16 protein-coding genes and 2 pseudogenes are annotated in these 21,623 nt (G+C 57.8%); 5 read left to right on the top strand and 13 right to left on the bottom strand.

The window, feature by feature from the left end:
• Positions 1-47 precede the first annotated feature (47 nt).
• Positions 48-128 (top strand): annotated as a pseudogene (locus AO277_RS29915) (helix-turn-helix domain-containing protein); the annotation flags it as partial.
• 60 nt (positions 129-188) lie between these two features.
• Here AO277_RS29915 and AO277_RS17095 read toward each other — a convergent pair.
• The 5 genes and pseudogenes from AO277_RS17095 to AO277_RS17075 form a co-directional block, all read right to left on the bottom strand.
• A pseudogene (locus tag AO277_RS17095) lies at positions 189-549 on the bottom strand (hypothetical protein); the annotation flags it as partial.
• A gap of 46 nt (positions 550-595) precedes the next feature.
• Complete coding sequence (locus tag AO277_RS17090; protein WP_044318402.1) at positions 596-3,313, bottom strand: DEAD/DEAH box helicase; 2,718 nt, start codon at positions 3,311-3,313, stop codon at positions 596-598.
• A 271-nt stretch (positions 3,314-3,584) separates the two neighbouring features.
• Positions 3,585-5,162, bottom strand: coding sequence for a glutamine-hydrolyzing GMP synthase (gene guaA, locus AO277_RS17085; protein WP_004656303.1), 1,578 nt, complete (start codon positions 5,160-5,162; stop codon positions 3,585-3,587).
• 105 nt (positions 5,163-5,267) lie between these two features.
• Positions 5,268-6,737, bottom strand: a complete 1,470-nt coding sequence (gene guaB, locus AO277_RS17080) for an IMP dehydrogenase (RefSeq protein WP_004666065.1) — start codon at positions 6,735-6,737, stop codon at positions 5,268-5,270.
• A 94-nt stretch (positions 6,738-6,831) separates the two neighbouring features.
• Entirely contained in the window at positions 6,832-7,380 is a 549-nt protein-coding gene (locus AO277_RS17075) for a hypothetical protein (RefSeq protein ID WP_004666066.1), read from the bottom strand.
• Positions 7,381-7,511: 131 nt separating this feature from the next.
• Between AO277_RS17075 and xseA the strand changes: the two genes are divergently transcribed.
• The 4 genes from xseA to AO277_RS17055 all read left to right on the top strand — a co-directional run bounded on the left by xseA (position 7,512) and on the right by AO277_RS17055 (position 12,990).
• Positions 7,512-8,891, top strand: coding sequence for an exodeoxyribonuclease VII large subunit (gene xseA, locus AO277_RS17070; RefSeq protein WP_161795784.1), 1,380 nt, complete (start codon positions 7,512-7,514; stop codon positions 8,889-8,891).
• A gap of 7 nt (positions 8,892-8,898) precedes the next feature.
• On the top strand, positions 8,899-9,723 hold the full coding sequence (locus AO277_RS17065) for a M23 family metallopeptidase (RefSeq protein WP_044318403.1): 825 nt from the start codon (positions 8,899-8,901) through the stop codon (positions 9,721-9,723).
• Between the two features lie 369 nt (positions 9,724-10,092).
• On the top strand, positions 10,093-11,763 hold the full coding sequence (gene leuA, locus AO277_RS17060; RefSeq protein WP_044318404.1) for a 2-isopropylmalate synthase: 1,671 nt from the start codon (positions 10,093-10,095) through the stop codon (positions 11,761-11,763).
• A gap of 357 nt (positions 11,764-12,120) precedes the next feature.
• Complete coding sequence (locus AO277_RS17055; protein WP_044318405.1) at positions 12,121-12,990, top strand: oxaloacetate decarboxylase; 870 nt, start codon at positions 12,121-12,123, stop codon at positions 12,988-12,990.
• Between the two features lie 239 nt (positions 12,991-13,229).
• Here AO277_RS17055 and AO277_RS17045 read toward each other — a convergent pair whose 3' ends face one another.
• From AO277_RS17045 to ispG, 8 genes are all read right to left on the bottom strand, one after another.
• On the bottom strand, positions 13,230-13,664 hold the full coding sequence (locus tag AO277_RS17045) for a hypothetical protein (RefSeq protein ID WP_044318406.1): 435 nt from the start codon (positions 13,662-13,664) through the stop codon (positions 13,230-13,232).
• A gap of 60 nt (positions 13,665-13,724) precedes the next feature.
• Positions 13,725-14,516 carry an amidohydrolase gene (locus tag AO277_RS17040; protein ID WP_044318407.1) on the bottom strand — a complete coding sequence of 264 codons (792 nt, stop codon included), beginning with the start codon at positions 14,514-14,516 and terminating at the stop codon, positions 13,725-13,727.
• Complete coding sequence (locus AO277_RS17035; protein WP_044318408.1) at positions 14,504-15,652, bottom strand: pyridoxal phosphate-dependent aminotransferase; 1,149 nt, start codon at positions 15,650-15,652, stop codon at positions 14,504-14,506. Before AO277_RS17035 ends, AO277_RS17040 begins: the two co-directional genes overlap by 13 nt.
• Positions 15,653-15,762: 110 nt before the next feature.
• The gene (der, locus tag AO277_RS17030; RefSeq protein WP_044318409.1) at positions 15,763-17,235 is read right to left on the bottom strand and encodes a ribosome biogenesis GTPase Der; all 1,473 of its coding nucleotides are present in this window, start codon (positions 17,233-17,235) and stop codon (positions 15,763-15,765) included.
• 138 nt (positions 17,236-17,373) lie between these two features.
• Positions 17,374-18,528 (bottom strand): outer membrane protein assembly factor BamB, encoded by a 1,155-nt coding sequence (gene bamB, locus AO277_RS17025; protein WP_004666072.1) that lies wholly within the window; start codon positions 18,526-18,528, stop codon positions 17,374-17,376.
• A complete protein-coding gene (locus tag AO277_RS17020) occupies positions 18,521-19,162 on the bottom strand; it encodes a YfgM family protein (RefSeq protein WP_002552488.1) in 642 nt (213 codons plus the stop codon). The genes bamB and AO277_RS17020 overlap by 8 nt, the downstream gene beginning before the upstream one ends.
• Positions 19,163-19,201: 39 nt before the next feature.
• Positions 19,202-20,491 (bottom strand): histidine--tRNA ligase, encoded by a 1,290-nt coding sequence (hisS, locus tag AO277_RS17015; RefSeq protein ID WP_002552487.1) that lies wholly within the window; start codon positions 20,489-20,491, stop codon positions 19,202-19,204.
• 22 nt (positions 20,492-20,513) lie between these two features.
• Positions 20,514-21,623, bottom strand: a complete 1,110-nt coding sequence (ispG, locus tag AO277_RS17010) for a flavodoxin-dependent (E)-4-hydroxy-3-methylbut-2-enyl-diphosphate synthase (RefSeq protein ID WP_004656273.1) — start codon at positions 21,621-21,623, stop codon at positions 20,514-20,516.

Genomic DNA, 21,623 nt, shown 5'->3' with positions numbered 1-21,623 from the left:
AAAACTAAGTTGGCGATTTAGCACGGAAGGGGGTCACTTTTTAGTTGGCGTTGACACTTAATCTGGATCGTGCGAATTTGACTCGGCTTGCAGATAGGCTTGGGGTGAGTACGGTGCATGAGAAGTAGGCGAGTTGTTCTACTGGCAATCTCCCGGACCCGGTCACAGTTCAGGGCACTGTCAGACGGCTAAAGCCTTGGATCACGGCATTCACGGGCAATTATTTTCAGCATGCGGCGCCGTATGATTCCGCTGACCGGCCTGATCACATACCAGTAGGGTGTGAACCGTCGAAGGGCATGATTATCCAGGCAATGCACGCGGGTTTCAGTAACGACCCTTGTCAGCCCCGCCTCCAACAACCGGCACTCGAAACTCACAACCAGCTTTACAGACCCAAAGGTATCGAACGCCTGAAAGGCATGGACGTCAGCAATTGTGGCTTGACCTTAATTCGCCTGCCACAGCTTCCCAGCTAAACCATAGGCAACCTCACTGTTCCCCCCTACGCTCCAGCAAAGTGAAGTTATCGAGTCCGAAGGGTGTTGGCTGCATAAAATAAAAATAAATTGCCTGCTTAACGCCAAAGCAACCTTTAATCAGGAGCGGCTGTAGAACCTTCATCCGGCGAACGTGGCGTCCATTGATCCAGGAACGCCGCAACCTTTTCTTCTATACGGCTCTCGATGGTCCGCAAACGAAGCAAAGGGATACCGCATTTATTCAGAATGCTGTTTTTCACAGCGTCTCGTTCAATCTGTAACGGATCGTCATGGTAACCACCGTCGACTTCAATCACGCCCAAGGGGGTCTTACCCACCTTGAAATAGAGCACGAAATCGCATCGCGCAGCGTTTCTCATAAACTCCAGCTCTCTCTCCGTGAAGCTTGCGCGGGCCACCGCTGCCAGTTGCATCAGCCGGATCTCACGGTGGAACATGATCCCTCGGCGGGGTTCCTGAGCCAGTGCCTCACGAAGTATCTGCGCCACAATCTGCTCGGACTTGAATAACGAGTCATTCGGATTGAGCCTTTTATTGAGACGCTCAAGTGATCGGTCGTACTCTTTATAGAGCAGATCGAATGCCGAGATAACAGGCGCTCGATGGACCTGCCCGTCATCCGCGTAATATTCCATGTAGCGGATCAGCGCAGCGATATGGCCATTACTGGTTTTGAAAACATTATCACCCGTGACCAGCGTGAACCTGCTTTTGGCTCTGGAAACCGCGACGTTGACCATACGTGCATCGTCGACGAAATTCAGGCGTTCCGGGCTTTTGTACTTGTCCAGCACAGTAGAAAAGACGATTTCGTCGCACTCCCTGCCCTGAAATTTATGCACAGTGGCTTTGACGAAATCAGCTGGCAGGCAGGAACCTGAAAGCATCGCCTGATTCTTGAAGGGAGCAATGAACCCTTTGCCATCTTCGCCCTCCCAGAGGCTTTCCCCGTCGGCCTCAAGCACTGCCAATAAAGAGTCGAGCTCTCTGAGATTGGAATTGTTGCGCGTGTGGTTTCCCTTGGCAGTCACCAGCAGCGTCAACGGTTTTTCGCCATTGTCCATTGTCATCGGTACTAGCTGATTATCGTAAAACTGCTGATTGCAGAACTGAATAATCCGGGGATGACACCGATAGTGCTCTTTGAGCAACGTCATCGGTATCGAGTTGCCGAACACACTGACGCATAAGTCCAAAAGGCTGTACTTCTCACAGTCATACCAGGGCGCGGGCGCTTCCAGCCCGAGTTTTTCCGGAATGTGTGCAAGTTGCTTTCTGTCCCCCACGATGATCAGATTTTTCGCACAACTGAGTGCCAGTACACCTGGGACGATGTCCTGTTGCGAGGCCTCGTCGATAATCACGTAATCGAGAACAGCCTTGCCGCCAAGGGAGTTGACGATTGAATGCGTACTGCTGCCAATGACCGGGTAGCGCTTCAGGAACGCATCAAGCCGCTTTCTGTAAGTGGTGTCGAAGGTATCGTCATCAGAGATATGACGATGCAGGTGGTGTTTCAGGTGAAGCATGGAAGAAGTGGTCAACTCCTCCAGCAACGCCTTGAAGTTACCGACGCGCAACGCCTCTTCTTGGGCTGCCAACTCTGCCTTCTTACCTTGCAAGACCTTGTCGTAATAATGGAGCTGCAGGCTGTAGAAGGCAGACATGCGCTTGTCCCAATTATATAAAGGTCGGGTGCGCAAAATTCTGAAATTGAACAAGAGTTCGATACGGTCCTTGATTCTGATGCGCTCGCTCGCAAGCTGCTCGAGGTAAGCCATCAAGTCCGTCGTCTTTTGTGGCGACAGTTTATATCTGTCCAGAGAAGGACCGGCCACACCGTTATCCCGCTGCCACTCAGTAAGGTAGCGCCGTTCTATCTCCAGCTCGTCAATCTCGATCTGCAACTGCGCCACTGCGTTACGAGCGCCCAAGTAGCCTTTGAGCTGTTGCAGCACAGCCTGGATATGCTCAATGGCAGGCGCTAGTGAAGGATCTGTGGAAGGTCGAGAAGGACGGTTGGCAAAAAACTCTTTCTGATTGTCGTTCTTACCCAGCCTCGCGACCAGATAATCCAGGCCACACTTGCCTAGCTTTTCATAAACATTCTCGACCGCGGAATTGTTGTTGGACACCACCGCCACTGTTTTTCCCTGCAAAAGGATGTTGGCAATGATGTTCAGGATAGTCTGCGTCTTGCCAGTGCCGGGAGGACCTTCAATCACGCTTATCTGTGAAAGGAACGCTTGCTCCACCGCCTGGAGCTGACTTTCGTTGAGGCCGAAAGGAAAGATGAAATTGCCTGACGACTCCAGCTTTCCATGCTGCCCTTTGCAGTAAGCATGCAGCGCCGTGGCCGGAGACAACGAAAGAGTCCCCATTTGGCGGTCAACATTTTCGACCATTCCCTTTTTATCACCGGCAGCGGCAGCGCTGACCCTGGCTGTGGCCACTGAGCGAAAATAAGTGAATGCAGGCTCATCAGTGATTGAGGTCGGGGAAAAGAACTCAACACTGTCCATGTTAAAAATGTATTTTTTCGATTTTCCCGGGTATTGAACGAGGGCGTGTTTATCACCGTATATCTCCACCCTATCGACGGGATTGAATTCCGAGCTTCCTTTTCTCAGAAGAAGCATGTCCTTCAATTTCAGGGTAGGCACGACCCTGCAATCACCCAGCGGGCGGGAATAAGTTTTTTGAGAGGGGTAGTAGCACGTCAGGGTGAACTCGCCCTTGCCATCTGGCTTTATATCCCAGCCACTGATCTGCCGGGTTTTGTCCTCGCCACACACATAGATGGAAACCATAAATCCCTTAAACAGGCGTGATGACCGCCTGTACGCATCCGTGCCGTAAGAACCCGAATTTATTGATTCGGGTAGCCAGTGACATTCTGGCATTGCTAAACGGACCAATGCCAGCGCGACGTGTGGCGAGGGGCCGTTGATAGGTCACGCTACATGAACAAGGTGCTTGGCGAAGCGCAAAGCTGCGAGAATTTACCAACCCCAAAAAGCCAAAAGCCCGCAATTAAGCGGGCTCCAGGGCGTTTTTTGCTAGCGGATGCCGGACGCCTCATCATTCCCACTCAATAGTAGCCGGCGGCTTGCTCGACACGTCATACGTCACCCGCGAAATCCCTTCGATTTCGTTGATGATCCGGCCACTCACCGTCTCCAGCAGCTCATAAGGCAGGTGCGCCCAACGAGCGGTCATGAAGTCGATGGTTTCGACAGCGCGCAGCGCGACGACCCAGGCGTAGCGGCGGCCGTCGCCGACGACGCCAACCGATTTGACCGGCTGGAACACCACGAACGCCTGGCTGACTTTGTGATACCAGTCGGCCTTGCGCAGTTCTTCGATGAAGATGTGGTCGGCACGACGCAGGAGGTCGGCGTATTCCTTCTTCACTTCGCCGAGGATGCGCACGCCCAGGCCTGGGCCTGGGAATGGGTGGCGGTAGACCATGTCGTACGGCAGGCCGAGTTCGAGGCCCAGGCGGCGGACTTCGTCCTTGAACAGCTCGCGCAGTGGCTCGACCAGCTTGAGGTTCATTTCTTCCGGCAGGCCGCCCACGTTGTGGTGCGACTTGATGACGTGGGCCTTGCCGCTTTTCGCGCCAGCGGACTCGATCACGTCCGGGTAGATGGTGCCTTGCGCCAGGTACTTGATGTTGTCCAGCTTGCAGGACTCGGCATCGAACACGTCGATGAAGGTGCGGCCGATGATCTTGCGCTTCTTCTCTGGATCGCTCTCGCCTTCCAGGTTGTTCAGGAACTGCTCTTCGGCGTTGGCGCGGATCACCTTGACGCCCATGTTCTCGGCGAACATGGCCATCACTTGCTCGCCTTCATGCAGACGCAGCAGGCCATTGTCGACGAATACGCAGGTCAGTTGATCGCCGATGGCCTTGTGCAGCAACGCGGCAACGACAGACGAGTCAACGCCGCCGGACAGGCCCAGCAGGACGTTGTCGGTGCCTACCTGGGCGCGAACCTGAGCGATAGCGTCTTCAGCAATCTTCGACGGGGTCCACAGTGCTTCACAGCCGCAGATGTCGAGGATGAAGCGCGACAGGATGCGACCGCCCTGCTTGGTGTGGGTCACTTCCGGGTGGAACTGCACGCCGTAGTAACCGCGAGCGTCGTCAGCCATACCGGCAATCGGGCAGCTCGGGGTACTGGCCAGAATGTGGAAGTCTTCCGGCAGTTTGGTGACCTTGTCACCGTGGCTCATCCATACGTCGAGGCCAAACAGGCCGTCGGCGTCGATATGGTCTTCGATACCATCGAGCAGACGACTTTTGCCGACTACGTCAACGCGAGCGTAGCCGAACTCGCGCAGCTCGGAACCGGCAACCTTGCCGCCCAACTGCTCGGCCATGGTCTGCATGCCGTAGCAGATACCGAACACCGGCACACCAAGGTCAAATACCGCTTGCGGGCAGCGTGGGCTGTTGGCTTCGTGTACGGACTCGGGGCCGCCGGCGAGGATCACGCCTTTTGGAGCGAATTCGCGAATCGCTTCGTCGTCCATGTCAAACGGATGCAGCTCGCAGTACACGCCGATTTCACGCACGCGGCGGGCGATCAACTGGGTGTACTGGGAACCGAAGTCGAGGATCAGGATACGGTGGGCGTGAATGTCGAGGGCCATGACTCATTCTCGTCAAAAAACAGAAACGACACGGGGCTGCGTCAACAGCCCCGGCTATAAAAAGTGTTGGCCTGCATCGCGGCACACACCACGATGCAGCCCGGATCAACCAACGCGATAGTTCGGCGCTTCCTTGGTGATCTGCACGTCATGGACGTGGGACTCAGCCATACCGGCGCCAGTAATGCGAACGAACTCGGGCTTAGTGCGCATCTGCTCGATGTCGGCACTGCCGGTGTAACCCATGGAGGAACGCAGGCCGCCCATCAACTGATGGATGATGGCCGACAACGGACCTTTATAGGCCACACGGCCTTCGATACCTTCAGGCACCAGTTTCTCGGCACCTGCGGACGAATCCTGGAAGTAGCGATCGGACGAGCCTTGCGCCTGGGACATCGCACCCAGCGAACCCATGCCGCGATAGGCTTTGTAGGAACGACCCTGGAACAGTTCGATCTCGCCTGGCGCTTCTTCAGTACCGGCGAACATCGAGCCCATCATCACGCAGGAGGCGCCAGCCACGATGGCCTTGGACAGGTCACCGGAGAAGCGGATACCGCCGTCGGCGATCATCGGCACGCCAGTGCCTTCAAGGGCAGCGGAGACGTTGGCGATGGCGCTGATCTGCGGCACGCCGACACCGGCAACGATACGCGTGGTGCAGATGGAGCCAGGGCCGATACCGACCTTGACTGCATCGGCGCCTGCAGCAACCAGAGCCTTCGCAGCTTCGCCAGTGGCGATGTTGCCGCCGATGACCTGCACCTGAGGGAAGTTTTCCTTGACCCAGCGAACGCGGTCGATCACGCCTTTGGAATGGCCGTGAGCGGTGTCGACCACAACAACGTCAACGCCGGCAGCGACCAGCGCAGTGACGCGCTCGCCGGTGTCCTTGCCGGTACCGACAGCAGCGCCGACGCGCAGGCGAGCCTGATCGTCCTTGCTGGCCAGCGGATAAGCCTTGGCTTTTTCGATGTCCTTGACGGTCATCATGCCCTTGAGCGCGAAGTTGGCATCCACGATCAGGACTTTTTCCAGACGGTGTTTGTGCAGCAGCTCACGCACTTCGTTCTTGTCGGCACCTTCACGCACGGTGACCAGACGCTCTTTGGGCGTCATCACTTCGCGGACAGGAACATCAAGACGGTTTTCGAAGCGTACGTCGCGGGACGTCACGATGCCGACCAGGTCGCCATTGTGCAGCACCGGTACGCCGGAAATGTTGTGCATGCGGGTAAGTTCGAACAGATCACGAACAGTGGCATCGGCTTCGATCGTGATCGGGTCCTTGACGACACCAGCCTCGAACTTCTTGACCTTGCGCACTTCGGCAGCTTGCTGCTCGATGGTCATGTTCTTGTGGATGATACCGATACCGCCTTCCTGGGCCATGGCAATTGCCAGACGGGCCTCGGTGACTGTATCCATTGCAGCAGAGACCAAAGGTATATTCAGCTCGATGCCACGGGTCAAACGGGTTTTCAGACTGACTTCGTTGGGAAGTACCTCGGAATAACCGGGCACAAGGAGAATGTCGTCGAATGTAAGGGCTTCTTGACTGATACGCAGCATCGCGGGGGCTCCCGGGCGGGAAATTGGAAGCGCGCCATTATACCTACAGACCCCGGTCGGCTCAATGTAAACCTCAGCCTATTATCCAGGCTGTTTATAGACGCACATGAACGAAAGACACCGGACGATCCAGACGTTCGGCGAAGTCATCCAGAAAGGTCTGGGTGAACGACGCATCCAACCAGTTATTGAAGATGAAACCCAGGTTGGAAAACCCGCAGGCGTCCAGAAACAAAAAGCCGTTGATGTCATCTTCATGGCGGCATTCGGGGCATGTGAAATTATCGGTGTGACCGGGCATCCAGTCTTCCAGGCTGTCGAACAGCGCCTCCCCCACTTCGCGACGACACTCCGGGCAACCGGCCTCTTCGGCAAAGTCGTTCAGCGGGGTATAGATGCAGCGCTTGGTGACGATTTCCAGACCATTGACTGTTTGCCCGAAAGGCAAGGCATCGGGGTGCTTTACTACCCTTCTCGCTCCGGGTGCCACGGCGTAGGCCATCTTGTTATAGGTGCGCCCGCATGTCGTCAGCTCCGGCTCGACTACATCGAGCTTGACCAGCCAGCGCAGAATCAGCCGCGCCCTGGCCTCGTGCCCGGGAAAGGTGGAAATTTGCGGGACGATGATGCTTTGGGTGTTCATAACGGAGCGTCGCTTAAAGCTGTTCGAGGCCGCAGCTTAATAGGCTGATGATTCTGGTCAAGGTGAAATCATGGTCGAAGTGGCGATACGGACCTGTGCGCCAGACCGGCATTGCCATTATGATGCCCGACATGATCAAAGACCCTTTCGCAAGACTCGGCCTCGACCGGGAAGTCCTTACTGTCAGCCAGCTCAACGGCCGTGCGCGGGTGTTGCTGGAGGACGTGTTCAGCAGTATCTGGGTCGAAGGCGAGATATCCAACCTCTCTCGCCCGGCGTCTGGCCATGTGTACTTCACGCTGAAGGACTCTGGCGCGCAAGTGCGTTGCGCACTGTTCCGGCAGAGCGCGGCGCGTGTGCGTCAGGCGCTCAAGGACGGCTTGCTGGTCAAGGTGCGCGGCAAGGTGTCGCTGTTTGAAGGCCGTGGCGACTACCAGCTGATTCTCGACACGGTGGAACCTGCCGGTGATGGTGCGTTGCGCCTGGCATTCGATGCGTTGAAAGCCAAGCTCAGCGACGAAGGCCTGTTCAGCGCCGAGCGCAAGGTTGCCTTGCCGTTGCATCCGCAACGTACCGGCATCATCAGCTCACCGACCGGCGCGGTAATCCGCGACATCATTAGTGTGTTCCGCCGCCGCGCACCGAGGGTCGAACTGACATTGATCCCCACCGCCGTTCAGGGGCGTGAGGCGATCAACCAGATTGTCCGCGCACTGAAACTGGCCGACAGCAGAGGCTTCGATGCACTGATACTCGCCCGTGGTGGTGGATCGCTGGAGGACCTGTGGTGCTTCAACGAAGAAGCCGTCGCCCGCGCCATCGACGCTTGCGTGACGCCGATTGTCAGCGCCGTTGGCCATGAAACCGATGTTTCCATCAGCGATTTCGTGGCCGATGTGCGCGCACCGACGCCCTCCGCTGCCGCCGAACTGCTCGCCCCGGACTCCAGTGACCTGCATCGACGCGTCGACAGCCTGCACCGCCGACTGGTGAGCCGTATGCAGGATCGACTGATGCGCGAGCGCTTGCGTCTTGAGGGCATTTCGCGGCGTCTGCGTCATCCTGGCGAGCGCTTGCGTCAGCAGTCGCAACGGCTGGACGACCTGGACATGCGCCTGCGCCGCGCCTTCGAACAGAACATGCATCAACGCCAGGTGCGTCTGGCGCACATGCAGAGCCGCCTTGCTGCCCAGCACCCGGGCCGGACCCTGGCCTTTTTGCGCCAGCGTCTGGATGCCCTGGCCGAGCGTCTGCCGCGAGCCATTCGTGAACAGATCAAGGCGCGCAAGCTGCAACTGCAAAGTCAGGTGCAGACCCTCAACGTGGTCAGCCCGCTCGCCACACTGGGACGCGGTTACAGCATCCTGCTCGACGAGCGCGGCCACGCGATCCGCAGCGCGGCACAGACGCAAACGGGCCAACGGCTTACCGCCAGGCTCGGCGAAGGCGAACTGCAAGTGCGCGTTGAAGACAATCACCTCACACCCGTGACCCTCTCCCTTCTGGACTGACTGCCTGATGCTACGTTTTATTGCCCCGCTGTTCGCCCTGCTGCTCTGTCTTCCCGCTCACGCTGACAGCTTTATTACCCGCGCACTCGACAAACCGGTGCCAGGCGGCGTGGCGGTTGTCGATCTGGGCACTGGCGCTCAGGCTCCGACCGCCACCTATCAAGGCAAACCGGTGCTGGTGGTCAAGGAACAGGGCACGCGATGGCTGGCCATCGTCGGCATCCCGTTAACGGTCAAACCCGGCACTCAACAAGTGACCTCGGGCGGGCGCACGCTGAACTTCACTGTCGGCAGCAAGAAATACCCGGAACAGCACATCACGCTCAAGAACAAACGTCAGGTGAACCCAAACCCTGAAGACAACAAGCGTATCGAGGGCGAACTGGCTGAACAGCTACGCGCCTACCGCAGCTTCAGCCCCGGAACGCCGAGCAACCTGATTCTGGACAAGCCAGTCAACGGACCGCTATCGAGCAGGTTCGGCGTACGTAGATTCTTCAACGGCGAGGAGCGCAACCCGCACTCAGGACTGGATTTCGCTGTACCGGCAGGCACGCCGATCAAATCTCCGGCTGCGGGCAAGGTCATCCTGACCGGTAATTACTTTTTCAATGGCAACACTGTATTCGTTGACCACGGCCAAGGCTTCATCAGCATGTTTTGCCACATGTCGAAAATCGATGTGAAAGTCGGTGATCTGGTCCCTCGTGGCGGCGTGGTCGGCAAGGTCGGTGCTACCGGTCGCGCAACCGGCCCGCACATGCACTGGAACGTCAGCCTCAACGATGCGCGCGTGGACCCGGCAATCTTCATCGGCGCGTTTCAGCCGTAACACTGTTCGTCAGCAAGCGCTAAGGCGCTTGCCAACGACAGTCGTTCTTTGCGCACATCGCTTTCGACCAACAATAACCAGCAAATAAACGCTCATAACCCGCTATAAAAAATCGATAACGGCGTATTTTCGAGAATTTATCCTAATCTTTTTCAAGTGCTTGCCATCATTCATTCCAATGGTTACGGTTGGGCTCATGAAAACCTCTCAAACCCTTATTCTGTTGCGCCAGCATCGGTGCCTCAGCCTGGTCAGCGCCCGACTGCCAGGCTAGATTGCTGTGCCTCGCCCCTCTGTTCGCAACCCCTGTGCTTTTTAGAACGGAAGGCCGACCCTAACCCGGCCCCGTGAATACAAAAGGATTTCCTGATGACCATGCTCAAAGACCCATCGAAGAAGTACCGCGCATTCCCGACCATCGATCTGCCTGACCGCACCTGGCCTTCGAAGACCATCGATGCAGCGCCGATCTGGTGCAGCTCCGACCTGCGCGACGGCAACCAGTCGTTGATCGAACCAATGGACGCGGCCAAGAAACTGCGCTTCTGGAAAACCCTGGTCAGCGTTGGCGTCAAGGAAATCGAGGCATCCTTTCCATCAGCTTCGCAGACTGACTTCGATTTCGTGCGTACCCTGATCGAAGACGGCCATATCCCGGATGACACCAACATTCAGGTGCTGACCCAGGCTCGCGAAGACCTGATCGCTCGCACGTTCGAATCGCTGCGTGGCGCGAAGAAAGCCATCGTCCACCTGTATAACGCGACCAGCCCGTCGTTCCGCCGCATCGTCTTCAATCAGGACAAGGCCGGGGTGAAAGAGATCGCGGTCAACGCGGCCAAGCTTTTCGTCAAATATGCAGCACAACAGCCTGAAACCCAGTGGACCTTCGAGTACTCGCCGGAAACCTTCAGTGCGACCGAGCTGGAATTCGCCAAGGAAGTCTGCGATGCGGTGATCGAGGTGTGGAACCCGACGCCCGAGAACAAGGTGATCCTCAACCTCCCGGCCACCGTGGAAGTGGCGACACCCAACATTTACGCTGACCAGATCGAATGGTTCGGCCGCAACATCACCCGCCGCGACAGCGTGCTGATCAGCCTGCACACCCATAACGACCGTGGTACAGGCGTCGCTGCTACCGAGCTGGGCCTGATGGCCGGTGCGGATCGCGTCGAAGGCTGCCTGTTCGGTAACGGCGAGCGGACCGGCAACGTCGATCTGGTCACCGTTGCATTGAACCTCTACACCCAGGGCATCGACCCGGAGCTGGACTTCTCGGATATCGACGGTGTGCGTAAGGTCGTCGAAGAGTGCAACCAGATTCCGGTTCATCCACGTCACCCGTACGTTGGCGACCTGGTACACACCGCGTTCTCCGGTTCGCACCAGGACGCCATCCGCAAGGGCTTCACCCAGCAGAAGGACGGCGAGCTGTGGGAAGTGCCTTACCTGCCGATTGACCCCGCCGACATTGGCCGTAGCTACGAGGCGGTGATTCGCGTCAACAGCCAGTCAGGCAAAGGTGGCATCACTTACCTGCTGGAGCAGGAATATGGCATTTCCCTGCCGCGCCGTATGCAGATCGAGTTCAGCCAGGTAGTTCAGGGTGAAACCGATCGTCTGGGCCTGGAGATGTCCGCTCAGCAGATTCATTCGCTGTTGCGCCGTGAATACCTGCAAGCCAACACACCTTACGCGCTGATCAGCCACAAGTTGCAGGAGGAGAACGGCAACAGTGCGGTCGATGCCGAAGTGCATGTGGACGGTGAAACCCAGCATTGGCGCGGCAAGGGCAAAGGCGCTCTGGAAGCGCTGGTCGCCGGTCTGCCAGTTGCCGTGGAGATCATGGACTACAACGAGCACGCCATTGGCTCGGGCACCACGGCCAAGGCCGCTGCCTACATCGAACTGCGCGTGAATGGCGAGCGTGCCGTGCATGGCGTGGGTATTGATGAAAACATTACCACCGCCAGCTTCCGGGCACTGTTCAGCGCACTGAACCGCTCGTTGAGCCAGACACAAGCCAAGGCCGCCTGAGTCTACAGGCAGGATGGCGGACGCCAGTTCGCCATCCTCCCCCAAACCGAGCGCGCGACTCCCCTCCTCGCCAGCCTCTTGCATTCCACGCATGACCCTGCCTGTTTCGGCATAATCTTTTTCATTTATGCTGTGGTAGCATGCTGCCTTTATTCCAGGACGGGCCAACATCCAACAGCAATTCATATGCTGACGATGCCCATCCGGACTTACCTGCCAGCTACATCTTTCCTATAAAACCAAGACGACTATTGCATTGATTTCCGGACGAAAAGAATGCTCGGGCAGACCCACCGTGCATTGAAATTACTATCGGCCTCGGTACGCTGAGCTGATCCAATCACATTTGGAGCGATTATGCCCAAGGCTTCCCATCAAGATTTGCGCCGCAGTTTCCGTGCGCTTACCTCGTCGAACTCGTGCTTTCACACCGCCTCGGTATTCGACCCCATGTCAGCGCGAATCGCAGCGGATCTGGGCTTTGAAGTAGGCATCCTCGGCGGTTCTGTCGCATCGCTGCAAGTACTTGCAGCACCTGACTTCGCACTGATCACCCTGAGCGAGTTCGTTGAACAGGCCACGCGCATCGGCCGCGTTGCGCAACTGCCGGTTATCGCGGACGCAGACCATGGTTATGGCAATGCCCTTAACGTCATGCGTACCGTTGTTGAACTGGAACGCGCCGGCATCTCGGCGTTGACGATTGAAGATACCCTGCTGCCTGCGCAGTTCGGACGCAAATCCACTGACCTGATTTCCACGGCTGAAGGTGTTGGCAAGATCCGCGCAGCACTGGAGGCACGTGTCGACCCGGAGATGTCGATTTTCGCTCGAACCAACGCGGCGATCATCCCGGTTCAGGAAGCCATCAGTCGGGTTCAGCAGTATCAGGCTGCCGGGGCTGACGGCATTACCATCGTCGGCATTCGTGACTTTGATCACCTGGCACAGATATCCGAAGGCGTAACCGTACCGCTGATGCTGGTGACCTACGGCAACCCTGAGCTGCACGACAATGCGCGTCTTGCCGAGATGGGCGTGCGAGTCTGCGTGCATGGCCACGCTGCGTACTTTGCCGCAATCAAAGCCACCTACGACTGCTTGCGCGAGCAACGCCAGATTCTGGGCAGCGAGTCGAACATGAGCGCTACCGAATTGACCCACACCTATACGCAGCCTGAAGAGTACGTAGAGTGGGCACGCAAGTTCATGAATGTGAACGAGTAAGGGCTCTGGGTGCTGTGACGCTTTGCGTCACAGATCTGCGCCAAGCTGCACACTCAAGATCGGACGCAGAGCGTCGCACGATAGTCAGGTTATCGTTCCGCACGCTCCAGCGTGGGAACGCCTGTCGTGACGCTCTGCGTCACAGATCTGCGCGCACCACATAGCCGGGAGCAGACCCGTAACGTAAGCACCGCATGCCGACGCGGCGCGTCGGCACGACCATCATCCGTGCCAGGACATCAGGCAGTGGTATTCACGCCACCTTCAGTCTCCAGCTGCAACAACGATGCCTGCAAGGTCTGCAGGTTAACGCTGGTGGACGCAATCTGACCCTGAATCGCCATGGCTTTCTGGGCCTTTTCTTCCGCTGTGCCATTACCGCTTTGAGCGGCAGCCAATTGCGCCTGCTGTTGAGCCAGTTGCTTCTGGGCGTCCTTGATCTGCTGCTTTATCTGTTCGATCGTCTGATTAAGAGCCGATTTGCTGGAGCCACCAACGCTGCCCCCACCACCGGCCGCTCCGGCCTTACCGCCTTCGGTCGAGGCCTGATCAGAGGTCTTCTCTGTTTCAGTCGTGGTAGTTGCAGACTTGATTGCCTCTGCGTCGGTAGATTTAACCGCTAGGGTCAACGGGCTTGAATAGCTGTTCAATGTGGACGTATTGATGGTAATCATGGCGGTCTCCAGGTTGCCTGCACACGCTATCGGCCGACTCGTAACATTCTGAAGTAATTTTTATTGAATATTAAAAGAGTCAGCGTCCAGACCGGCTGGAAAGCGTGCGCGATAGGCTTGTAAGTCTGCCGCGCTTAACGTCGCCCTGAATACTCCATCCGCTTCGCCTGCGCCCAACAGGCTCTCGCCTTGAAAATCCAGAACCTGACTGTCACCGGTGTACGCAAAGCCCTTCCCGTCCGACCCTACCCGATTGACCGCGGCAACGTAGCACAGGTTTTCGATGGCCCTGGCGGGCAGCAGGCGGTTCCAGTGCAGACGTCGCGCTCCTGGCCAGTTGGCGGTGTACAGCAACAGGTCGGTACTTTCGGCGTCACGGCTCCAGACCGGAAAGCGCAGGTCGTAGCAGATCAGCGGGCGAATACGCCACCCATTGAACTCAAACATCACCTGACGCTCGCCCGGCGTGTAGTGTTCGTGTTCACCCGCCATACGAAACAAGTGACGCTTGTCATAATGCAGCAACTCACCATCCGGTCGCGCCCACAGCAGACGGTTGCGATAACTGCCATCGGCAGCGCGAATGATGACGCTGCCGGTCACCACCGCATTGATCCGCTTAGCCTGCGCCAACAGCCAGGTCGATGTAGGACCTGCCTCAGGCTCAGCCAGCGCCTCGGACTCCATCGAGAACCCGGTGGTGAACATTTCAGGCAGGATCACCAGATCAGCGCCATGCGCCTGCCCCAGCAAGTGCTCGAAATGCTCCAGGTTGGCCTCCCGATCATGCCATGCCAGAGTGGTCTGAATCAGCGCAAGGTTCAGGTTTGGCAGTTCGCTTATATCGCGCATAGTTTCTCCGCCGCCTGACGCAACGTGTCCTCTTGCTTGGCGAAGCACAGGCGAATCAGACGCTGGCCTGCTGGAGGGCTCTGGTAGAACACAGAAATCGGAATGCTCGCCACACCGTGTTCACGGGTCATCCACAGCGCCATGTCCACGTCAGTCAGGTCAGGCCGTATCTGCGAATAATCGACCAACTGGAAATAAGTACCGCCAACAGGCCGGAAGCTGAAACGCGATTCAGCCAGATGACCACAGAAAAAGTCGCGCTTGGCCTGATAGAAGCCTGGCAGCTCATCGACATGCTCAGGGTGCTCGGCCATGAAATCGGCCAGCGCATACTGCAATGGCGTGACACCACAGAAACTGACGTACTGATGCACCTTGCGCAGTTCGGAAGTCAGCGCGGGTGGCGCGACCACGTAGCCGGTTTTCCAGCCGGTAACGTGATATGTCTTGCCGAACGAGCTGACGACGAAGGCGCGCTGGTACAGTGCTTCGTGATCAAGCACGCTGACATGGCGCGCGCCATCGAACACAAGATGTTCGTAGACTTCATCGCTGAGCAGGTAGATATCACGATCAGCAATCAGCGCGGCCAGTCGATCAAGCTCGGCGCGACTGATCAGGGCACCACTGGGGTTGTGCGGGCTGTTGATGACAATCATGCGGGTACGCGGGCTCAGTGCATCGCTGAGCTTTTGCCAGTCGATGGAGAAGTCATCCTGCCCCAGTTGCACATGGACGCAGCGCCCACCCGCCAGCTCGACAGCGGGCTCGTAGCTGTCATAGCAAGGGTCAAAAATGATCACTTCGTTGCCAGCGCGAATAACGCTATGAATCGCGCAGAAAATCGCTTGGGTGGCACCCGGTGTAATAGTGATTTCAGTGTCCGCATTGACCGTACGCCCATAGCTGCGGGCGATCTTTGCCGCAACTTGCTGACGAAGCGCAGGCAGCCCGGTCATCGGTGAGTATTGGTTATGGCCTTGAGTGATGTGTCGGCAGACCGCATCACGCAGCGCCTGCGGCCCGTCAAAATCAGGAAACCCCTGGGACAGGTTTATAGCTCCGGTTTCGGCGGCCAGCTGTGACATGACGGTGAAGATAGTGGTGCCCACGCTGGGCAACTTGCTGTCGATCATGGAACCCTTTCCCTGCAATCTCCCGGCACCGGGCGGCACGGGGTCAGGCAGGATAGCCCATTAAACGGACACAAAAAAAGGCGCCGAAGCGCCTTTTTCCAGATGCTGACTCAGCGCTTGTCGCGGCGCTTCTTGTCGGCCTTCTTGTGGTGCGACATCATCCGACGCTTCTTGTTGACCTGACGGTCGGTGAGCGTGTTCTTGTTGCCTTCATACGGGTTCTCGCCGCCCTTGAACTCGATACGGATCGGCGTACCGACCAGTTTGAGCACACGCCGGTAAGTGTTTTCCAGGTAACGAACGTAGGACTTCGGTACTTTTTCGACCTGGTTGCCGTGGATTACGATCAGCGGCGGGTTGGCGCCGCCCAGGTGAGCGTAACGCAATTTGATGCGGCGGCTGCCGACCATGGGTGGCGCATGCTCACTGACCGCATCTTCCAGAATCTGGGTCAGACGGCTGGTTGGCGAGCGCGTTACGGCAGACTTGAACGAGTTCTGTACCGACTGATACAGGTTGCCCACGCCCGTGCCGTGCAGTGCGGAGATGAAGTGGATGTCGGCGAAGTCGACGAAGAACAACCGGCGCTCCAGCTCGATCTTCACGAAATCGCGTTCGCCCGGCGTCATGCCGTCCCACTTGTTCAGCGCGATGACCAGCGCACGACCCGCTTCAAGGGCGAAGCCCAGCTGGTTCAGGTCGTGGTCGACCACACCTTCGCGGGCGTCCATCACAAAGATCACCACGTTGGCGTCCTTGATGGCCTGCAGCGTCTTGACCACCGAGAACTTTTCAACTTCCTCGTGGATCTTGCCGCGCTTGCGCACACCGGCAGTGTCGATCAGCGTGTACTTCTCTTCATTACGCTCGAAGGGAATGTAGATACTGTCGCGCGTGGTGCCTGGCTCGTCATAGACGATAACCCGGTCTTCACCCAGCATACGGTTGACCAGCGTCGACTTACCGACGTTGGGACGCCCGATGATGGCGATCTTGATGCCGTCTTTCTCGCTAGGGCCGGGAATGCGCTTGGCTTCCTGACCTTCGGCAACTTCCTCGACCTCCTCGCCCTCTTCCAGCTCGTCTTCGTCCTTGGGGAACTCCCGCAGGGCGATTTCGAGCATCTGCGAGATGCCACGACCGTGGGCACCGGCCACCGGAATGGCGTCACCCAGACCCATCGGGCTGAACTCGGCACGTGCCAGGTTTTCGTCGATGTTGTCGATCTTGTTGGCAACTACGTAGGAACGCTTGTTGCGTTTGCGCAGGTGCTCACCAATCATCTGATCAGCAGCGGTATAGCCCGCACGGGCGTCCACCAGAAACAGCACCACATCGGCTTCTTCAATGGCCAGCAGCGACTGCTCGGCCATCTTTTCGTCCATGCCATGCTCGTCACCGGAGATACCGCCGGTGTCGATCAGAATATAGGAGCGCCCTTGCCACTTCGCCTCTCCGTATTGGCGATCACGGGTAAGACCGGACAGATCACCGACAATGGCGTCGCGAGTCCTGGTCAGGCGGTTGAACATGGTGGACTTGCCGACGTTCGGTCGACCCACCAGGGCGATTACGGGAACCATGCGGCTCTCCACTTCGTTATTTCAGAAAATACAAAAGCCGCTGCAGGGCAGCGGCCGGAGTTCGGGGCGGTGCCGCAAAGGCACCGCAGCCTTGCCAAGGCAAGGGCACCCGGGGCTATTGGCCCCGGGCATGGACACTTATTGCTTGATGGTCAGGGCTTCCAGTTTGCCGCTGTTGCCATACACGTAAATCATGTCCCCAACCACCAGCGGACGAGCACGCAGGCCATCGCTGTCGATACGTTCGCGACCGACAAAACGACCGTCCACCTGGCTCAACAGGTGAAGGTAGCCTTCCATGTCACCGACCGCTACATAGCTGGAATAAACTTCCGGCGCGCCGAGCTGGCGGCGAGCCAGTGATTCGTTGCTCCACAGTGCAGAGGACGAACGCTCGTCGATACCTTCGACAGTGCCGGAGGCCAGGGTTGCGTAAACGCTGCCAAAGCCCTGGGCAACGCCCGAGTAGCTAGAGGCATCACGCTGCCAGAGCACACGACCGCTTTCCAGGTCCAGACCGGCGACGCGACCCTGATAGGTAGCAACGTACAGCGTACCGCCGGACAGCAACAGGCCGCCGTCGATATCGACCACACGATCCAGTTCCGAGCGACCTTGCGGGATGGCAACACGCTGTTCCCAGACAGGCACGCCGTTGGTAATGTCCAGCGCGACGACCTTACCGGTCGACAGACCCGCCACGGCGAGACGATTGGTTGCAAGTGGAGCACCGGTACCGCGCAGGGTCAGCACCGCTGGAGTGCTTTCGTAAATCCAGAGCTGGGAACCTGTGGAGGCATCGAAGCCGACAATACGGTCATCCTGAGTCTGAACCACTACCACAGAACCGTTGGTGGCAGGCGGGGCCAGCACTTCGCTGGTCACGCGGGCACGCCACTTTTCCTCACCGGAGGTGGCGTCCATGGCAATGACTTCACCCTTGAGGGTGCCGATCATTACCAGGCCATAGCCCACGCCGACTGCACCGGAAACCGGCAGATCGAGATCTTTCTTCCAGATCACATCACCGGTCAGACGATCCAGCGATACAACTTCGCCAGTGACGTCAGCCGCATAGATGCGGTCGCCATCAATGGCCGGCACGAGCATGTTGTAAGTCTTGCCCTGACCGTCGCCAATGGAGCGGCTCCACTGCTTGTGCAGAACCACTTCTTCTTTGAAGTCGGTCAGCTCGGCCGGAGGCAATTCCTTTTTGCTGTTGCTGCTGCAACCCGCGGCCAGAATGGCCAGAGCCAGCAATGCTGCATGTTTCCAACGAATCACGTCACGCATCCCCTTTCGCCAGATCGTCGAGCTTCATTTGCAGGCCACCCACTGCTGCGTCTTCGGACAGAGCGGATTTGGCCTTTTGGTATGCAGCATATGCCTCGTCGGTACGACCCAGCTGTACCAGCAGGTCACCCTTGAGTTCTTCACGACTGGCGAGGAAGGCCTTGTCGGCATCGCCGTCGAGCAGCTTCAGCGCGTCATCGGTCTTGTTCTGCGCAGCCAGCACGCGAGCCAGACGCTGACGCGCAATCTCGCCCAACGTGTCATTGGCAGGCTTGTCGGCCACGGTTTTCAGCTCGGCTGCAGCATCGTCCAGCTTACCGGCATCGACCGCCACCTTGGCGACGAACAGGCTACCGAACTGTGCATAGGTAGTGCCACCGAATTCGCTTTTCAGTTTGCCGGATATCTCGGCGACACGTGCGGTGTCTGCCTGGCCACTGGGCGTCAGTGCGGTTTCCAGCAATTGCTGATAAAGCATCGAGGCGCCTTGCGACTGGCTGGCCTGATACCTGTGCCAGAACTGCCAACCCAAGACCACGACCAACGCAAGCAGACCACCGGTCAACAGGGGTTTGCCGTTACGCTGCCACCAGTCCTTCATTACCGCCAGCTCTTCATCTTCGGTACCCGACACCCCAATACTCCTATTCGCTAAACGGCTGTTAAATCAGCTTCAACCCTGCACAACGCAGGAGGCCAGGTGCTCTGACAGAGCGTCCCAAGCAATATTTTGTTGTTCACCCTGACCGCGCAGGGGTTTGACGCCAATGACCTTTGCCGCCAGTTCTTCTTCACCGAGAATCAGCGCATACAGCGCACCGCTCTTGTCGGCTTTCTTGAACTGGCTTTTGAAGCTGCCGGCACCGGCGTTGACCTGCAAACGCAGGCTCGGCAACTGATCGCGCACCTTTTCGGTGAGAGCCAGCGCAGCCAGCTCAGCTGCTTCGCCAAAGGCGCACAGGTAAACATCGACCTGACGGGCAATTTCTTCCGGGACCTGCCCGAGGGTTTCAAGCAACAGAACCAGACGCTCGATACCCATCGCGAAACCAACGCCGGTCGTCGGCTTGCCGCCCATCTGCTCGACCAGACCGTCATAACGACCGCCTGCACAGACCGTACCCTGAGCACCCAATTGGTCGGTAACCCACTCGAAAACGGTCTTGCTGTAATAATCCAGCCCGCGAACCAGCTTCGGGTTGATGACATAAGGAATGCCGGCTGCGTCCAGACGGGCCTTCAGGCCTTCGAAGTGAACGCGGGATTCGTCATCCAGATAATCTGCCAGCTTTGGCGCATCGACCAGCACAGCCTGGGTTTCAGGGTGTTTGGTGTCCAGCACGCGCAGCGGATTGGTTTTCAGACGACGCTGGCTGTCTTCGTCAAGTTGATCAAGACGTGCCGACAGAAACTCGACCAGCGCATCACGATAACGCGCACGCGCTTCGCTGGTGCCCAGGCTGTTCAGTTCAAGCTTGACCGCATTGCGAATGCCCAGCATGCCCCACAGGCGCCAGGTCATGACGATCAGTTCGGCATCGATGTCCGGACCGTCAAGATTGAAGACCTCGACACCAATCTGGTGAAACTGGCGATAACGGCCTTTCTGTGGACGCTCGTGACGAAACATCGGCCCGATGTACCACAGTTTCTGAACCTGACCGCCACCGGTGATGCCGTGCTCCAGGACCGCACGCACACAGGCAGCAGTACCTTCCGGACGCAGGGTCAGGGAGTCGCCGTTGCGATCGGCGAAGGTGTACATTTCCTTCTCGACGATATCGGTCACTTCACCGATGGAGCGCTTGAACAGCTCGGTGAATTCGACGATAGGCATACGAATCTGCCGGTAACCGTAGTTATCCAGCAGACGTGAAACGGTGCCTTCGAAGTGGCGCCACAGCGGCGTCTGCTCGGGCAGGATGTCGTTCATGCCACGAATGGCTTGTAGAGACTTACTCACAGAAAATCCTTAGCAATCCTGGTTAGCCGCGCACGATGACAGATGCGTCGGCTTCGGCCTTTTCAGCCGCTTTCTCGCGAATCAAGCGTTCAAGCTCGTCCACGAGATTGTCGTTGGTCAGTTTCTGCGCAGGCTTGCCGTCGATGTAAATCAGGTTCGGCGTACCACCAGTCAGGCCGATATGCGCTTCCTTGGCCTCGCCCGGACCGTTGACTACACAACCGATCACTGCGACATCAAGCGGCACCAGCAAATCTTCAAGGCGACCTTCAAGCTCGTTCATGGTCTTGACCACATCGAAGTTCTGCCGCGAGCAGCTCGGGCAGGCGATGAAGTTGATACCACGGGAACGAAGGCGCAACGATTTGAGGATGTCGTACCCGACTTTCACTTCCTCGACCGGATCAGCAGCCAGCGAGATGCGGATAGTATCGCCAATTCCTTCGGCAAGCAGCATTCCAAGACCGACAGCCGATTTCACCGTGCCTGAACGCAAGCCGCCAGCTTCGGTAATACCCAGGTGCAGCGGCTGGACGATCTGTTTGGCCAGCAGGCGGTAGGCTGCGACGGCCATGAACACATCGGACGCCTTGACGCTGACCTTGAAGTCCTGAAAGTTCAGGCGCTCCAGGTGCTCGACGTGGCGCAACGCAGACTCCACCAACGCCTCTGGCGTCGGCTCGCCGTACTTCTTCTGCAGGTCTTTTTCCAGCGACCCGGCGTTGACGCCGATGCGGATCGGAATACCGCGATCACGCGCAGCATCGACCACGGCCCGCACCCGGTCTTCACGACCGATATTGCCCGGGTTGATACGCAGACAGTCGACACCCAGTTCAGCCACACGCAATGCGATGCGATAGTCGAAGTGGATGTCGGCGACCAATGGCACTTTGACCAGTTGCTTGATGCGACCAAAGGCTTCGGCAGCGTCCATGTCCGGTACAGAAACACGCACGATGTCGACACCGGCAGCTTCCAGACGGTTGATCTGGGCGACGGTGGCCGCAACATCGTTGGTATCGCTGTTGGTCATGCTCTGCACGGCAATCGGCGCATCACCGCCGACCGGTACGGAACCGACCCATATTTTTCGGGATTCGCGACGCTTGATTGGAGATTCGCCGTGCAT

It is taken from the genome of Pseudomonas amygdali, from assembly GCF_002699855.1.
Taxonomy (GTDB): domain Bacteria; phylum Pseudomonadota; class Gammaproteobacteria; order Pseudomonadales; family Pseudomonadaceae; genus Aquipseudomonas; species Aquipseudomonas amygdali.
Note: the sequence above shows the minus strand (reverse complement) of the source record. Positions and strands in the feature narration are given on the sequence as shown.

Bases quoted from the DNA above. Each gene is read 5' to 3' on its own strand.
- AO277_RS17045 (WP_044318406.1), bottom strand. From the start codon at position 13,664: ATGATTACCATCAATACGTCCACATTGAACAGCTATTCAAGCCCGTTG.
- guaA (WP_004656303.1), bottom strand. From the start codon at position 5,162: ATGGCCCTCGACATTCACGCCCACCGTATCCTGATCCTCGACTTCGGT.
- guaB (WP_004666065.1), bottom strand. From the start codon at position 6,737: ATGCTGCGTATCAGTCAAGAAGCCCTTACATTCGACGACATTCTCCTT.
- AO277_RS17040 (WP_044318407.1), bottom strand. From the start codon at position 14,516: ATGCGCGATATAAGCGAACTGCCAAACCTGAACCTTGCGCTGATTCAG.
- AO277_RS17075 (WP_004666066.1), bottom strand. From the start codon at position 7,380: ATGAACACCCAAAGCATCATCGTCCCGCAAATTTCCACCTTTCCCGGG.
- AO277_RS17055 (WP_044318405.1), top strand. From the start codon at position 12,121: ATGCCCAAGGCTTCCCATCAAGATTTGCGCCGCAGTTTCCGTGCGCTT.
- bamB (WP_004666072.1), bottom strand. From the start codon at position 18,528: ATGCGTGACGTGATTCGTTGGAAACATGCAGCATTGCTGGCTCTGGCC.
- der (WP_044318409.1), bottom strand. From the start codon at position 17,235: ATGGTTCCCGTAATCGCCCTGGTGGGTCGACCGAACGTCGGCAAGTCC.
- AO277_RS17065 (WP_044318403.1), top strand. From the start codon at position 8,899: ATGCTACGTTTTATTGCCCCGCTGTTCGCCCTGCTGCTCTGTCTTCCC.
- leuA (WP_044318404.1), top strand. From the start codon at position 10,093: ATGACCATGCTCAAAGACCCATCGAAGAAGTACCGCGCATTCCCGACC.
- AO277_RS17090 (WP_044318402.1), bottom strand. From the start codon at position 3,313: ATGGTTTCCATCTATGTGTGTGGCGAGGACAAAACCCGGCAGATCAGT.
- ispG (WP_004656273.1), bottom strand. From the start codon at position 21,623: ATGCACGGCGAATCTCCAATCAAGCGTCGCGAATCCCGAAAAATATGG.
- xseA (WP_161795784.1), top strand. From the start codon at position 7,512: ATGATCAAAGACCCTTTCGCAAGACTCGGCCTCGACCGGGAAGTCCTT.
- AO277_RS17035 (WP_044318408.1), bottom strand. From the start codon at position 15,652: ATGATCGACAGCAAGTTGCCCAGCGTGGGCACCACTATCTTCACCGTC.